The organism is Ruegeria sp. AF8 (genome assembly GCF_056541825.1).
Genome location: NZ_JBQFYW010000002.1, coordinates 106027 through 120363 on the forward strand (window position 1 = coordinate 106027; position 14337 = coordinate 120363).

The following is a 14337-nucleotide window of genomic DNA, read 5'->3' on the forward strand; positions in this document are numbered from 1 at the left end:
CACATTCCGGCTCAGCCGGCCTCGGCTTTCTCTTCCAGCATCAGCCACTCTTCCTCGGCGGCGGCCAGCTTTTCCTGCCGCTCCACCAGCGCCTCGGTGGCCTTCTGAAACTTGACCGGTTCCCGGCTGTACAATTCCGGATCGGACATGAACTCCTGCAATTTGGCGATCTCGGCCTCCAGCCGCCCAATCTCCTGCGGCAGCTTTTCAAGCCGATGCTTTTCCGAGAATGTCAGCCCTTCCTTCACCTTGGATTCGGACCTAACCTTTGTCGCGGAAGCCTTTGGTTTTTCGTCATTTTTTGCCGGAACATCGCCCCGCTGAGCCATATAATCCGACCAACCCCCGGCATAGACGGTCGCGCGTCCGTTGCCCTCCATCGCAATCGTCGTGGTGGCCACCCGATCCAGAAAATCCCGGTCGTGGCTGACCAGCAGAACCGTGCCGTCATAGTCACCCAGCAACTCCTGCAACAGATCCAGCGTCTCAACGTCCAGATCGTTCGTCGGCTCGTCCAGCACCAGCAGGTTTGACGGCTTCGCCATCAGCTTCGCCAACAGCAACCGCGCTTTTTCTCCGCCTGACAAGGACTTGACCGCCGCTCGCGCCTGCCGCTCGTCGAACAGAAATTCTTTAAGATAACCAACGACATGCTTGGGGTTTCCGCGCACCATCACCTGGTCTGCCTTGCCCGAAACCCGCATCTCCGGGTCGCCGGTCAAGCTGTCCCAAAGGCTCATCTCGGGATCAAGCTGCGCCCGGGTCTGGTCGAATACGGCCACGTCCAGATTGGTGCCCATGGCCACCGTCCCCTCATCAGGCTCAGCTTTGCCAAGCAACATATTGAGAACAGTTGTTTTTCCCACACCATTTGGCCCAACGAACGCGACCCGGTCGCCACGCTGCACCAGCAGATCGAAATTGCGGACAATCTGCTTGCCGTCAAAACTTTTGCTGACCCCTCGGGCCTCAATCACCTTGCGGCCAGATTTCGAACCGGATTCCAATGACATTGCGGCGGAACCCTGCCGCCTGATCTGCGCCGTACGCTCCGCCCTCAACGCCTGCAGCGCCCGTACCCGGCCCTGATTGCGCTTACGCCGCGCGCTGATACCTTCGACCGCCCAGCGAGCCTCGGACTTGATCAGCCGGTCCAGCTTATGGCGAGCCGTATCTTCCTCCTGCCAGACCTGATCGCGCCAGGCTTCAAACGCTTCAAAGCCTTTTTCCTGGCGGCGCACCATTCCCCTGTCAATCCAAAGCGTTGCACGCGTCAATTCACGAAGAAAAGCGCGGTCGTGCGAGATCAGAACAAACGCCGCGCGGGTTGCCTTCAATTCCCGCTCCAGCCAGCCGATCGCCTCGATATCCAGATGGTTCGTCGGCTCGTCCAACAGCATCAGGTCGGGCGCTTCGGCCATGAGCTTGGCCAGCGCCGCCCGCCGCCGCTCACCTCCTGATGCGGTTTCCACGGCGCGGTGGGGATCGAATTTCAACCCCTCGCCGGCACGCTCGACTTTATAAAGCTCTCCCGGCTCCAGCCCGCTCGAAGCATAGTCCCCCAATGTCGCAAATCCGGACATGTCCGGATCCTGCTCCATATAACCAACCGATTTTCCAGGGGGAATAACGATATCTCCGGTATCGGACTCGACCAGACCGGCCATAACCTTCATCAGGGTCGATTTTCCCGACCCGTTCCGCCCAACCAAGGCGATCCTGTCGCCCGGCTGCACCACAAGATCGAGATCGGAAAACACCGGATCACCCCCGAACGTCAGGGAAATGCCGGACATCTGCAACAAAGGAATTCTCGTCATGCCGCCAGCTAAACCGGCGCGGTCATCACGTCAACGGCCAGTTCTTCTTCTTGTCGCGAATACCGGCCCTACCCGGCCACCGCACGCAGCAAGCGCCTTCGGGCCGACGGGATTGCGCTGATTTCAAGTCCGGTGAAGACGTGCAACGTGTTCATGTGCCGGTCCACAACCGCATGATCGCCAACCCAACCGCCCATCGCCAGATAGGTCCTGAGCAAAGGCGGCATCCGCTGCATCGCCTGTTTTGCGTCCGGCTTGCGCCTCAGGCGAGCGGCAAACCGAAACACGTCCGGAGCCTTCACACGCGGCAACCAGCGTTTCGGACCCAAATGCTTGTGTTTCAGCAAGGCAAAGGCATCCAGATATCGTTCGGTTTCGATCCCCGCAAACGAAGAGCAGCCAAACAGCATTTCAACGTCGTTCCGGTCAACAAAGATCGTCATCGCGGCCCACGCGACCCGCAGGATATCCGGATCGCTGCAGTCCGGATGCACACAGAATCGGCCGATTTCGATCATCCGGCCCGAGAATTCGCGCAGCCCTGTCAGATCATAAAACTGTGCGGAATACGTGCGCTGAATATCATTACCACAGCCAAGCATCAGCATCCTGAAACAGCAAACAATGCGGCCGTCTGCGCGCATGTCCTCGATCAGAACATGCGTATAGCAGGGATCGAAATCATCCTGGTCCGGCATCCCGGTCGTGAATGCAAGACTGCGCAAGACTTGCGCATCGGCGACGTCCCGGTCGGAAACCGCCTGCCGCGCGCGATAGCGCCCCCTGTTCAGCAGTATCGTTTCTGCCAAGGCTCAATCCTCTGCAGCGACATACACTCCACGTTTCTGCTCCGACTGTATCAGACATGCCATGACGGACCGATATCATTGCGGTAGTCAGATTACATTCGGTCAGTTAATCGCATTCGCCGGATTGAAATTACCGATGCTGCCCAGAAGCTGCCGCAAGAAGGTCTTGTCGTCGACGCTGGAACTGGTCACGCGACGCTCAAGCGGTACAACGATTCCGTCTTCAAGGCCGTAGCGCTCGATATTGCGCAGAACACCGCGTTGATCAAAAGTGATGGCCACCAGTTCACGCGACACGATCTGAGGCTGCTTGGGTCCGTAGTGGCGGAACCGGGACATGACATAATAATATCCCGAATCTTTCAGCACCCCGGAAGCCCCCGGCGCGCCGACCGCCTCGATCACGCTGTCGCGGGTGTCGACGCCGATTTTCAGTTCGGCCAGTTCGGCCTGGTTGGGGACATAACCGTGTTTCTTATAGATCGGCGTACAGGCCGTCGCGGCGGCCAGACAGGTTCCGAACGTGACAGCCCGGATTACCGGTGTCAGCAGATCAATAAACTTTACCATCCAGAACCTCTTGCCTTGGCGCCACGCGGCTTCTATCCGATTACAGAAACCCACGCTCTGGTTCAACACACGAAAGATCCCGGATGAGAGACCAAACAGCCCTTCGGGTGGCCGATCTGGCCCAGAACACTCCAACCGCGTTCAACCTGCGTCCCGAGGCATCCGAATTGGGTCGCCTTAGGGAGGAACTGAACCTGCTTGGATTACGCAAACTGAGCTTTGCAGGCGAGGTCAGGTCGCAGGGAAAGCGCGACTGGGTCCTGACCGGAAAGCTGGGGGCAACCGTGGTTCAGCCCTGCGTCGTCTCGCTTGAACCGGTCACCACCCGCATCGAAACCGAAGTGCGGCGTGTCTATCTGGCCAATTGGCAGGAGCCGGACGAGCCCGAGGCCGAAATGCCCGAAGATGACGAAACCGAGGCGCTGGAGGCCTTCATCGACCCCGGCGCGGTGATGGCCGAGGCGCTGTCCCTGTCGTTGCCACAGTACCCGCGCAAGGAAGGAACCGATCTGGGCGAGGCCGTCTATACCGAAGCCGGAAAACAGGCCATGACGGACGAGGATGCAAAACCGTTCGCGGGATTGGCCGAATTGCGCGATGCATTGAAAAAAGACGAGTGACACAAAGCCCGAGACCTGTCATAGCAGGCGGTCAGAAAAACTGCTTGAACATAGCGAGAATCGCAGTATTTTCGCGCGCTCATCGGATTTTGGGTTGGACATCGTAGGGGCAGTGCCCTAAACGCGCGTCACGCCAAGAGAAAACGAAGAATGTAACCCGGCCGGCGGCAATTCCGCAGGCCCCAGTCAGACAAAGGTTGAGACAATGGCTGTCCAACAAAACAAAGTTTCCAAGTCGCGCCGCAACAACCGCCGCGCGCACGACGCTCTGGTTGCTGCCAACCCGAACGAGTGCCCGAACTGCGGCGAGCTGAAGCGTCCGCACCACGTGTGCGCGTCCTGCGGCCACTATGACGACCGCGAAGTTGTCGCTCAGGCCGACGAAATCGATCTGGACGAAGACGCGGCCTAAGCCCGTTCGAGTGCAGGCGACGGCATGACGGCTCAGCCAGATCAGACCGGTTCGAAAAGCGGACAGATCATTATCTCGGTTGACGCCATGGGCGGGGACGCGGGTCCTTCGGTCGTTGTCGCGGGCATCTCGAAATCGGCCAAGAAGAACCCGGATGTCGGGTTCATTCTTCACGGTCCGGAAGAGCAGCTGCGCAAACTGGTTGCCAAACGGCGTGTCCTCGACGGGCGCGTCGTTTTTCGTGATTGTCCGGACGTCGTGACGATGGAGGACAAGCCCAGTCAGGTCGTTCGCAACGGCAAGCAGACGTCGATGTGGTCCGCCCTCGATTCGGTGCGCGAGGGCGAAGCGCATGGCGCGGTTTCCTGCGGCAATACCGGCGCGTTGATGGCGCTGTCCATGATGCGACTGCGCAAGCTGCCCGGCGTGAACCGTCCGGCCATCGCAATTCTGTTCCCTTCGCGCAATGCGCAAGGTTTCAATGTGATGCTGGATGTGGGCGCGGATGTTAAGGCCGACGCCAAGGATCTTTTGCAATTTGCGCTTATGGGGGCCTCCTATGCCCGCAACGGAATGCATTTGACGCGCCCCCGGATCGGCCTGCTGAACGTCGGCACCGAAGAACACAAGGGGCGCGCCGAACTGAGGGAAGCGCATGGCATGATCGGGGAATTTGCCGAACGGGCGAATTTCGAGTTCGTGGGCTTCGTCGAAGGCAGCGACATCACCGGCAAGCGTGCCGATGTGATCGTCACCGATGGCTTTACCGGCAACGTCGCGATCAAGACCGGCGAAGGTACGGCGAGCCTGATTGGCGATCTTCTGAAGGAAGCATTCAAATACTCTCCACTGTCCCGTCTGGCTTCGGTGTTGGCGATCACGTCGCTGCAGCGGCTGAAATTAAGAATCGATCCGCGCCGTGTTAATGGCGGTGTGTTTTTGGGCTTGAACGGAACAGTGGTGAAATCTCATGGCGGCGCGGATGCGACAGGTGTTTCCGCAGCCATAAAACTGGCGTTCACGCTGGCCCAATCCGGATTTTCAGAAAAACTGGCGGCCCGGGTTGCATCGACATCGGAGCTTGCCCAAGATAACGGTCAGACAGCGTCACAAGCTGGACAATAACAAAAAGGCGGTACCCCAAAATGGTGAGCCGAGCAGTAGTAGTTGGTGTCGGGCATTATTTGCCGAAACGCGTCGTCCCGAACTCGGAGTTCGAAACGATGCTGGACACCTCGGACGAATGGATCCGTACGCGGTCGGGAATCGAGCGCCGACATTTTGCGGCCGAAGGCGAAACCACATCGGATCTGGCGACCTGTGCGGCCGAAGCGGCTCTGAATGATGCAGGGCTGACCGCCGACGATATCGATGCCATCATCGTTGCCACGTCGACGGCGGATCTGACCTTTCCTTCCGCCGCAACGATGGTTCAGGCCCGGCTGGGCATGACCACGGGCTTTGCCTTTGACGTGCAGGCCGTTTGCGCGGGGTTCGTCTATGCGCTCAGCAATGCCAATGCACTAATCCTGTCCGGCCAAACCCGGAGGGTGCTGGTCATTGGCGCCGAGACATTCTCGCGAATCATGGATTGGACCGACCGCTCGACCTGCGTTTTGTTCGGTGACGGTGCCGGAGCGGTGATCCTCGAATCACAAGAGGGTGAAGGTACCGCGCGGGACCGGGGCATCCTGTCGACGGATCTGAACTCGGATGGGCGGTACAAGGACTTGCTGTATGTCGACGGCGGGGTCTCGACACAGAATACCGGGTATCTGCGCATGCAGGGCAATCAGGTGTTCCGCCACGCGGTGGACAAACTGGCCAAAACGGCGGAAACGGCGCTGGAAAAGGCAGGGTTGAGCAGTGCGGATGTGAACTGGATCGTGCCGCATCAGGCCAATATCCGCATTATTCAGGGCACCGCGAAAAAAATGGGGCTACCGATGGACCGGGTGGTTGTCACGGTTCAGGATCACGGCAACACCTCGGCCGCGTCCATACCTTTGGCCCTCTCTGTCGGCAAGCAGCGCGGACAGATCAAACCCGGCGATCTGATCGTTACCGAGGCCATCGGCGGCGGCCTGGCCTGGGGGGCCGTAGTCCTGAGATGGTGACAGGCACGATGGCGCTTACACGCCCGCCCGCAATTCATTGATATTGACAGTGAATTTACCCTCCCCCTATGCTTTGGCAACAACAGGGGAAATGGCATGAGTGACAAAACACTGACTCGGATGGATCTGAGCGAAGCCGTCTTTCGCGAAGTCGGGCTGTCGCGCAATGAAAGCGCGCAGCTGGTCGAAAGCGTTCTTGACCATATGTCCGACGCATTGGTGCGTGGCGAACAGGTCAAGATTTCATCTTTTGGCACTTTCAGTGTCCGGGACAAAACCGCACGCATTGGCCGAAACCCCAAAACCGGGGAAGAAGTTCCGATCCAGCCGCGCCGCGTGCTGACTTTCCGTCCATCGCATCTGATGAAAGACCGCGTCGCCGCCGGAAACCGCAAATAACATCGGGATCAATAGGATATGAGCAAATCTCCCGACGCATTTCGCACGATCAGTGAGGTTGCGGATTGGTTGGGAGTGCAGGCCCATGTCCTGCGCTTTTGGGAAAGCCGCTTTTCGCAGGTCAAACCGGTCAAACGCGCCGGTGGGCGGCGATACTACCGCCCTAATGACATGCGGTTGCTGGGTGGAATCAAAAAGCTTTTGCACGATGACGGGATGACCATAAAAGGGGTCCAGCGCATATTGCGCGAAGAGGGCGCCGCCCATGTCGCGCGCCTGTCTCAAGGCCTGGACGAGCAGGCTGCGCAACAGCCCGAACCCAAAGGCAACGTCGTCCCATTCATGGAATATACGGACATTCGCCCGACCGCCACGCAAATGGATATGGATCTGGGCGAACCGTCTGCGCCGCAGACGGCCTCGCAAACCAGTGCTCCAGCAACCGATCCGGTTGAATTGCAGCCTTCCGCCCCAGCACACGAGCCCTGCGGCACTAGCCAGGAAGATATCCGAGGCGGCGGTCTCGGGCTTGGCGTATTGGCGATGGTATGGTCATGTGACCAGTTCGACGAGGCGAAGCTCGGGATGATGGCCCCGATCGCGCGCGATTTGAGGGATTGGCTCGACAGGGTCGAAAATCAGATGGCGGGATAAGAAAAAGGCAATGTTTTCCTCTTGCCCCTGCCGGGAAAACCGTTATGAACAGCCCAACGTCGGGCTATGGCGCAGCCTGGTAGCGCGTCCGTCTGGGGGACGGAAGGTCGCAGGTTCGAGTCCTGCTAGCCCGACCAAATCACACCGACGTACCAAACCAACCGCAGGCCAGAACCGCTGGCCCACAGGGGGATCGGCATGACAGGCGTATGCCCGAACCAGCACATAGAGCAGATGATCGAATGCGGCCAGATCGTCGCAACCAACCCGGTCCTGCCCGCGCAGGTGCAGCCAGCAAGCCTGGATTTGCGTTTGGGGACAGTCGCTTACCGTGTCCGTGCTTCGTTCCTGGCTGGCGAAGGCAACTCGGTTCAGAACCGCCTTGACGAATTCGAGATGCACCGCATCGACATCAGCGAAGGAGCCGTTCTGGAAAAGGGCTGCGTCTATCTGGTGCCGCTAATGGAATCTCTTGCCCTGCCACCGGGCATGAATGCGGTCGCCAACGCCAAAAGCTCGACCGGGCGGCTTGATCTGCTGACCCGAACCATCACCGACAGCGGCACCGAGTTTGACCGGATCGCGTCAGGCTATGTCGGGCCGCTCTATGCCGAGATTTGCCCCCGGTCGTTTTCCGTGCTGGTGCGTCCGGGCATGCGGCTCAACCAGATCCGGTTCCGCCAGGGTCAGGCAATCCTGTCGGATGCCGATCTGAGGGCGGCGCATGCCAACACGCCGCTGGTCGATGGACCGGCGGTGATTCAGGACGGGCTTGGCTTTTCGGTCGATCTGCGCCTGCCCGACACCGATCTGGTGGGTTATCGCGCCAAACCGCATACCGGTGTGATCGATCTGGACCGGATCGGTGTCTATGATCCACTGGAATACTGGGAAGAAGTACGCACCAGAGATGGGCGGATCATTCTGGACCCCGGCGCGTTCTATATCCTTGTCAGCCGCGAGGCGGTGCACATCCCGCCGGTATATGCTGCCGAAATGGCCCCCTACCTAGCCATGGTCGGAGAGTTCCGGGTGCATTATGCCGGGTTCTTTGATCCTGGTTTCGGCCACGCCGCAGCTGGCGGCGCCGGATCGCGCGGGGTGCTGGAGGTGCGTTGCCACGAGGCCCCTTTTGTACTGGAACACGGACAGGTGGTTGGGCGTCTGGTTTACGAACAGATGGCGGAAATGCCGACACAGCTTTATGGAGCGGGTATCGCGTCTAATTATCAGGGCCAGGGTCTGAAACTGTCAAAGCACTTCAAAACAACCTCGTAACCTGTTGCAGTGAACTAGAACCGCATGAACCTTCGTATCTGCCGAACAGCCCGCTCGGCCTGGCGGAGTTTTTGCCTCTGACCCTTCGACAAACCGGGCTGCGGTTGTGCCTTTTGCACTCGGTCGGCCCCGTTTTCCGGAGCCCGGCTCGCAGCAAGATCAATCCCCCTGTCGACACCGCGGCGAAGCACCTGCCGAATGGCCCCTCTCACAATCCGCTCAACAATCCTGTTGGGGTTCATGTCACTCCTCTTCGAAAAGCTCGGGCTGACCGCCCTCGCCCTCGCCTTCATCTTCTTCTCGCCGCTCGCCGATGGGCATCGCACCCGGCGGCGGGCGATTCTCCAAAAGCCCCGCCGCGCGCAGTTCTTTCAGCCCCGGCAGGTCACGGGCGCTTTCCAAACCGAAATGGTCCAGAAATTGAGGCGTCACCACAAAGGTCACGGGTCGGCCCGGCGTCATGCGTCGGCGTCCCAGCCTGATCCATTCCATTTCCAGTAACTGATCAATGGTCCCGCGCGAGACGGAAACGCCACGAATCTCTTCTATCTCGGCGCGGGTACAGGGCTGGTGATAGGCGATGATGGCAAGCATTTCTATCGCCGCCCGGCTGAGCTTGCGGGTCTCGACCGTTTCTTTCTGCATCAAAAAGCCAAGATCGGGGGCCGTTCGGATGGCCCAGGCCTCGCCCACCTGCACCACGCGCACGCCGCGCCCGTCATAGCGCTTTTGCAACAATTCCAACGCCTGCGCGGCGTTGCTGCCATGCGGCATTCGGGCTTCGAGATCGGCAATTCTCACGGGTTCGGCGCTGGCAAACAGCACCGCCTCGACCATGCGCTCCTGCTCGGCCAGCGGGGGGGCGTCGAACAGATTGCCCGAACTATCGTCTTGGGTCGTCACGTCAGTCACGTCGCTCTGTCCTTTTGCGCAGTTGGATTGGGGCGAAGGTTTCGCTCTGGCGGATTTCCATGTGCCCTTCCTTAACCAGTTCCAGGGACGCAGCAAAGGTCGCCGCCGTGGCCGATCGGCGGCGCATCGGATCGGCGCCCCAGCCGTCGGGCAAATAGCTGGCCATATCCGTCCATGTCCCGGCAAAGCCGATCAGCGGGCGCATGCGTTCCAGCGCCTGTTCCATCGTGAACACCGCGTCACGATCCATGACAAAGGGGCGGAATTCGTCGCGGGTGCGGATGCGGGCATAGCCCTGCATCAAATCCAACAGGGTTGCGGAATAGGTCACGGTGCGGATACGGGTGACATCCTCGCCCTGCCCTCGCCTGAAAAAGTCCCGCCCCAACTGGTCACGCCCCATCAGCCGCGCAGCCACATCGCGCATCGCCTGCAACCGTTCAAGCTGGAACGCCAGATGGGCGGCAAGTTCTTCGCCCGAAGGACCCTCTTCGTTCGGATCAGGAGGCAACAGCAGCCGGGATTTCAGAAAGGCAAGCCAGGCCGCCATCACCAGATAGTCGGCGGCCAATTCGATCCGCAGGGCACGGGCACGTTCCACAAAGGCCAGATATTGTTGCGCCAGCGCCAGAACCGAAATCTTGCGCAAATCGACCTTTTGCGTGCGCGACAAGCTCAACAGCACGTCAAGCGGGCCCTCGAAGCCGTCGACGTCAACGATCAAAGCTTCTGCCGCCAGACGATCCGCGACCGAGATCGTGTTATCGCTGAAAAGGTTGTCCGACATACACCTGCCCGCCCATGAGGCCGGATAGTTCCGCCTCGGCGGCGTCAATGTCAAGTTCCCGAGGCGCCTGACGCAAAGCAAGCGCCCGTTCGGCACGATTTTGCGCAGCATCTGTCATCTCGCCAGCGGCCTCCATGACCGCCGCCCGATCCGCAAACGAGCCGTTGCAATGCAAAATGACGTCACATCCTGCGGCTATGGCACGCCGGGACAGATCGCCCAGCGAGCCGCTGAGCGCCTTCATCGAGATATCGTCGGTCATGATCAGCCCGTCAAAACCGATCTGCTCGCGAATGACAGTCATCATGCGGGGCGAGATGGTTGCCGGTTCGGTGTCGACACGGTCATAGACCAGATGCGCGGTCATTCCCATCGGCAGATCGTTGAGCGCGCGGAACGGGGCGAAATCGGTCTGTTCCAACGCCTCCAGTGGCAGGTCCACATGCGGCAGATCGAAATGGCTGTCCAGCGTCGCGCGCCCATGCCCGGGGATATGCTTGACGACCGGCAGCACCCCGCCGTCCAGATGCGCCCGCGCCACCGCGCGGCCCAGCCGCGACACGGTTCCGGCATCGTGGCCATAGCAGCGGTTCAGCAAAAAAGGATGGGTCCCGGACTGCGCCACGTCGACCATCGGTGCGCAGTTGCTGTCGATACCCAGGCCCCGCAACTCGTGCGCGATCAGGCGGTAACGCAGATACATGGCGCGTTCGGCCCCGTTGCCTGACAGTTCCGCATGGCGCAACGGTGGGTGCCACTCGCGCGCCAGTGGCGGCCGCAGGCGCTGCACGCGCCCGCCCTCCTGATCTATGGTGATCGGGCAATCGCGCCCTACTGCCTCGCGGAAGTCGGCGCAAAGGGCGCGGACCTGATCGGCGGTATCGATATTGCGGGCAAACAGAATGAACCCGAACGGGTTCATTTTGCGGAACAGTTTCTTTTCCTCTGCCGTCAGGCGTAGCCCTTCGGCATCGGTGATCGTCGAGCCAAACCTCACCGGGCGGACACCGGAATACAGTCGGCACCCTGCGCAACTAGCGCCGCGCAGAACTGGCGCGACTCGCTCAGGTCATCGAAACCCATTGCACGCAGGCGATAGAAAGTCCGGCCGCCGCTTGAGGTTTTCTGGATAACCCTTTGCTTTCCATCCATATAATCTCCAAAGCGGCCAAACAGTCGATCCCATTCGACCTGCGCGACCTCAGCACTTTCATAGGCGCCAAGCTGTGCCAGACGCGTGCCCACAGCCAAGGTGTCGGGATCAACATCCAAACCGGAGGCGGCTTTGACCGCCGCGTCGATGGCTGCCTGTGTGCTGCCCTTCAATTCAGCGCCGCTGGCGGTGGCCCGGGCGGGCCGCCGCACCGGACGAAGCGATTTGCGTACACCCGGAACTTCAAGCAACTCATTTTGAGGATGATTTGCGATCAGATCGGCCGGATCGATGGCCGGTTCTTCCTCGGGCAATTCAAGCGCGACGAACTCACTGACTTCCTCTGCCGGTTCCGCCGCTTTGGTATCTTCCGCGGAAAGTTCCGCAACCAGAGCGTCCACGCTGTTCTGCCGCAGATTCGCGGCTTCCTGATCGGAGATATCTTCTTCGACGACCAGCACGGCAGGCGTGGGTTTCAGTGCACCCATCGGCGCGTCTTCGTCCGTCAGCGAAACCGAGCGCGGCGCCAGGATCAGGCGATCAGCGGGTGGCGCTGCCGTTCCCTGCGCCGCAACCGTGTTGACGGCCAGCCCCTGATGATCCGCCGGAGTGCCACCGGGGCTTTCTGGCTGGATCCGCATCGGCCCTTCAGCAGCACGCACGACCGGAACGCCACTCACATCGCGCATCACCAGCTTGTAGCCCCAGACGCCGATACCGGCGACCAGCGCCAGTGAGGCAACCGCGCCAAAAAAATTCACCATCCGGCCAAGACCGCCGGACGGCGCATACGCCTCCGAAGCCGCCAGTTCATCCTGGAATTCCTCGTCCGCCGGAATATCCACCTGATCCGTATAGTACTCGTGCCCGGAGCCTGATTGCCCCGACTGGTAGTAACTCGTCATATCAGCCTCACCGCCCCTATGCGTCCAATCCGGACGCGCGGGTCATTTCTTGCCTTGATCCTCGGACCGGCGGTTCGGGCGATATTGCTTACCGCATCTCCTGCGCCGGCTTGACCCCAAGAATACCCAAGCCAGCCGAAATCACAACCGCCACGGCGCGGGCCAGAGCCATTTTCGACTGGCTTGTGGCCGCATCGCCATCCTGAAGGAAGCGCAACGAGGTCACATCGTTGCCTTTGTTCCACAGCGCATGAAAATCTCCAGCGAGTTCATAGAGATAGAACGCGACCCGATGCGGTTCATTCGTTCGCGCGGCGATCTCGATCAAACGGGGCCACTCGGCGATCTTTTTGGCGACAGCCAACTCGGCCTCATGGTCGATCTTGCCCAGATCGGCGGCGGACAGCGTCGCCTCATCGGCCGGTATTCCGGCTTCGGCGGCGCGGCGCAGCACGCTCATAACCCGGGCGTGGGCATATTGCACGTAGAACACCGGGTTCTCGCGGCTCTGCTCCAGCACCCTGTCGAAATCGAAATCCAGGGGGGCGTCGTTCTTGCGGGTCAGCATGACGAAACGGGTCACGTCCGGACCGACCTGATCGACCACATCGCGCAAGGTAACGAAATTCCCAGCCCGCTTGGACATCTTGAACGGCTCGCCATTCTTCCACAGCTTCACCAGTTGGGTCAGCTTGATATCCAGCGACACCTTGCCGTCGGACAGCGCCGAAACGGCAGCTTTCATCCGCTTGACATAGCCGCCATGATCGGCCCCGAAAACGTCGATCAGCGCGTCAAATCCACGGGTCACCTTATCGTAGTGATAGGCGATATCCGGGGCGAAATAGGTCCAGCTGCCATCCGATTTCTTGACCGGGCGGTCGACGTCATCGCCATGCTCGGTAGATTTGAACAGGGTCTGTTCGCGCGGTTCCCAATCCTCGGGCTTTTTGCCCTTGGGCGGCTCCAGCACGCCCTCATAGATCAAACCCTTATCCGTCAGCGATTGCAACGCCGCCTCGATCCGGCCAGTGCCATAAAGCGATTTTTCCGAAAAGAACACATCCATCTCGACGCCCAGTTCCTTCAGGTCGGCGCGGATCAGATCCATCATTGCATTGGTGGCGAAGTTGCGAAGATCCTCCAGCCATTCGCTTTCGGGCCTGTCGATCAGGCTGTCGCCATACTTGTTCTTCAACGCCTCGCCAATCGGGATCAGGTAGTCGCCAGGATAGAGACCCTCGGCAATCTCGGGGTTCAGCCCATTGGCCTCGCGATAACGTTCATAGGCCGAGCGCGCCAACACATCCACCTGCGCGCCACCGTCGTTGATGTAATATTCACGGGTCACGTCATGGCCCGAATAGGCCAGCAGGCTGGCCAGCGCATCACCGAACACCGCGCCCCGTGTATGGCCTACATGCAGCGGGCCGGTCGGGTTGGCCGAGACATACTCCACATTGACCTTGCGCCCCTGTCCCATGGTCGAGCGGCCATAATCGGTGCCCAGATCCAGCACCGCTGCCAGAACACCCTGCCAGACCGACGGTGCCAGCCGCAGGTTCAGAAAGCCCGGCCCCGCAACTTCAGCGCTGGTGATCCGGTCATCGGCGACCAACTTTTCGGCCAGCGCGTCGGCAATTTCGCGCGGCTTCATCTTTGCCGGTTTCGCCAGCACCATCGCCGCATTTGTCGCCATGTCCCCATGGGCGGCATCGCGCGGCGGCTCGACCGCCACGTTGTCAAAGCTCAGCCCCTCGGGCAGCGCGCCTTGGGACTGCATCTGCGCCAGCGTGTCCAGTACCAGGTCGCGGATCTCGGAAAACAGGTTCATTTCGGATGTCCTTTTACTTGCCCGGCGGTTTACCACGCAACGCGGCAAGGTCAATGGAACGCTTAGC

The 14337-nt window shown here is 60.2% G+C and carries 15 protein-coding genes and 1 tRNA gene; 8 read left to right on the forward strand and 8 right to left on the reverse strand.

Annotated features, from left to right (window positions below; all coding sequences use genetic code 11):
- Positions 1 to 11: 11 nt before the first annotated feature.
- From ACR0AO_RS05935 to ACR0AO_RS05945, 3 genes are all read right to left on the reverse strand, one after another.
- Entirely contained in the window at positions 12 to 1820 is a 1809-nt protein-coding gene (locus tag ACR0AO_RS05935) for an ABC-F family ATP-binding cassette domain-containing protein (RefSeq protein WP_480601132.1), read from the reverse strand.
- 68 nt (positions 1821 to 1888) lie between these two features.
- Positions 1889 to 2629 carry a GNAT family N-acetyltransferase gene (locus ACR0AO_RS05940; protein WP_480601134.1) on the reverse strand — a complete coding sequence of 247 codons (741 nt, stop codon included), beginning with the start codon at positions 2627 to 2629 and terminating at the stop codon, positions 1889 to 1891.
- A gap of 102 nt (positions 2630 to 2731) precedes the next feature.
- On the reverse strand, positions 2732 to 3199 hold the full coding sequence (locus ACR0AO_RS05945) for an outer membrane protein assembly factor BamE (RefSeq protein ID WP_480601136.1): 468 nt from the start codon (positions 3197 to 3199) through the stop codon (positions 2732 to 2734).
- Between the two features lie 83 nt (positions 3200 to 3282).
- On the opposite strand from ACR0AO_RS05945, the gene ACR0AO_RS05950 reads away from it, so the two are divergent.
- The 8 genes from ACR0AO_RS05950 to ACR0AO_RS05985 all read left to right on the forward strand — a co-directional run bounded on the left by ACR0AO_RS05950 (position 3283) and on the right by ACR0AO_RS05985 (position 8679).
- Complete coding sequence (locus ACR0AO_RS05950) at positions 3283 to 3819, forward strand: YceD family protein (RefSeq protein WP_480601139.1); 537 nt, start codon at positions 3283 to 3285, stop codon at positions 3817 to 3819.
- Positions 3820 to 4024: 205 nt separating this feature from the next.
- Complete coding sequence (rpmF, locus tag ACR0AO_RS05955) at positions 4025 to 4231, forward strand: 50S ribosomal protein L32 (protein WP_008756996.1); 207 nt, start codon at positions 4025 to 4027, stop codon at positions 4229 to 4231.
- Between the two features lie 24 nt (positions 4232 to 4255).
- A complete protein-coding gene (gene plsX / locus ACR0AO_RS05960) occupies positions 4256 to 5356 on the forward strand; it encodes a phosphate acyltransferase PlsX (RefSeq protein ID WP_480601143.1) in 1101 nt (366 codons plus the stop codon).
- A 20-nt stretch (positions 5357 to 5376) separates the two neighbouring features.
- Complete coding sequence (locus ACR0AO_RS05965; RefSeq protein ID WP_480601146.1) at positions 5377 to 6348, forward strand: beta-ketoacyl-ACP synthase III; 972 nt, start codon at positions 5377 to 5379, stop codon at positions 6346 to 6348.
- Between the two features lie 96 nt (positions 6349 to 6444).
- Positions 6445 to 6747, forward strand: coding sequence for an integration host factor subunit alpha (gene ihfA, locus ACR0AO_RS05970; RefSeq protein WP_480601149.1), 303 nt, complete (start codon positions 6445 to 6447; stop codon positions 6745 to 6747).
- 18 nt (positions 6748 to 6765) lie between these two features.
- Positions 6766 to 7401, forward strand: coding sequence for a MerR family transcriptional regulator (locus ACR0AO_RS05975; RefSeq protein WP_480601152.1), 636 nt, complete (start codon positions 6766 to 6768; stop codon positions 7399 to 7401).
- A 60-nt stretch (positions 7402 to 7461) separates the two neighbouring features.
- Positions 7462 to 7538 (forward strand) — tRNA-Pro (locus tag ACR0AO_RS05980).
- Between the two features lie 61 nt (positions 7539 to 7599).
- On the forward strand, positions 7600 to 8679 hold the full coding sequence (locus ACR0AO_RS05985; protein ID WP_480601154.1) for a 2'-deoxycytidine 5'-triphosphate deaminase: 1080 nt from the start codon (positions 7600 to 7602) through the stop codon (positions 8677 to 8679).
- A gap of 243 nt (positions 8680 to 8922) precedes the next feature.
- On the opposite strand, the gene scpB is transcribed toward ACR0AO_RS05985, so the two are convergent.
- The 5 genes from scpB to argS form a co-directional block, all read right to left on the reverse strand.
- The gene (gene scpB, locus ACR0AO_RS05990; RefSeq protein WP_480601157.1) at positions 8923 to 9591 is read right to left on the reverse strand and encodes an SMC-Scp complex subunit ScpB; all 669 of its coding nucleotides are present in this window, start codon (positions 9589 to 9591) and stop codon (positions 8923 to 8925) included.
- A complete protein-coding gene (locus ACR0AO_RS05995) occupies positions 9584 to 10378 on the reverse strand; it encodes a segregation and condensation protein A (RefSeq protein ID WP_480601159.1) in 795 nt (264 codons plus the stop codon). The genes scpB and ACR0AO_RS05995 overlap by 8 nt, the downstream gene beginning before the upstream one ends.
- Positions 10353 to 11375 (reverse strand): beta-N-acetylhexosaminidase, encoded by a 1023-nt coding sequence (gene nagZ / locus ACR0AO_RS06000; protein WP_480601162.1) that lies wholly within the window; start codon positions 11373 to 11375, stop codon positions 10353 to 10355. Before nagZ ends, ACR0AO_RS05995 begins: the two co-directional genes overlap by 26 nt.
- On the reverse strand, positions 11372 to 12436 hold the full coding sequence (locus ACR0AO_RS06005) for an SPOR domain-containing protein (RefSeq protein ID WP_480601165.1): 1065 nt from the start codon (positions 12434 to 12436) through the stop codon (positions 11372 to 11374). Before ACR0AO_RS06005 ends, nagZ begins: the two co-directional genes overlap by 4 nt.
- Positions 12437 to 12524: 88 nt before the next feature.
- On the reverse strand, positions 12525 to 14270 hold the full coding sequence (gene argS / locus ACR0AO_RS06010; protein ID WP_480601168.1) for an arginine--tRNA ligase: 1746 nt from the start codon (positions 14268 to 14270) through the stop codon (positions 12525 to 12527).
- Positions 14271 to 14337: the final 67 nt, after the last annotated feature.

Excerpts from the sequence above, each read along its gene's own strand:
- ihfA (WP_480601149.1), top strand. The coding sequence starts at position 6,445 with ATGAGTGACAAAACACTGACTCGGATGGATCTGAGCGAAGCCGTCTTT.
- ACR0AO_RS05935 (WP_480601132.1), bottom strand. The coding sequence starts at position 1,820 with ATGACGAGAATTCCTTTGTTGCAGATGTCCGGCATTTCCCTGACGTTC.
- ACR0AO_RS06005 (WP_480601165.1), bottom strand. The coding sequence starts at position 12,436 with ATGACGAGTTACTACCAGTCGGGGCAATCAGGCTCCGGGCACGAGTAC.
- ACR0AO_RS05945 (WP_480601136.1), bottom strand. The coding sequence starts at position 3,199 with ATGGTAAAGTTTATTGATCTGCTGACACCGGTAATCCGGGCTGTCACG.
- argS (WP_480601168.1), bottom strand. The coding sequence starts at position 14,270 with ATGAACCTGTTTTCCGAGATCCGCGACCTGGTACTGGACACGCTGGCG.
- plsX (WP_480601143.1), top strand. The coding sequence starts at position 4,256 with ATGACGGCTCAGCCAGATCAGACCGGTTCGAAAAGCGGACAGATCATT.
- ACR0AO_RS05975 (WP_480601152.1), top strand. The coding sequence starts at position 6,766 with ATGAGCAAATCTCCCGACGCATTTCGCACGATCAGTGAGGTTGCGGAT.
- ACR0AO_RS05985 (WP_480601154.1), top strand. The coding sequence starts at position 7,600 with ATGACAGGCGTATGCCCGAACCAGCACATAGAGCAGATGATCGAATGC.
- ACR0AO_RS05965 (WP_480601146.1), top strand. The coding sequence starts at position 5,377 with ATGGTGAGCCGAGCAGTAGTAGTTGGTGTCGGGCATTATTTGCCGAAA.
- ACR0AO_RS05950 (WP_480601139.1), top strand. The coding sequence starts at position 3,283 with ATGAGAGACCAAACAGCCCTTCGGGTGGCCGATCTGGCCCAGAACACT.
- rpmF (WP_008756996.1), top strand. The coding sequence starts at position 4,025 with ATGGCTGTCCAACAAAACAAAGTTTCCAAGTCGCGCCGCAACAACCGC.
- ACR0AO_RS05995 (WP_480601159.1), bottom strand. The coding sequence starts at position 10,378 with ATGTCGGACAACCTTTTCAGCGATAACACGATCTCGGTCGCGGATCGT.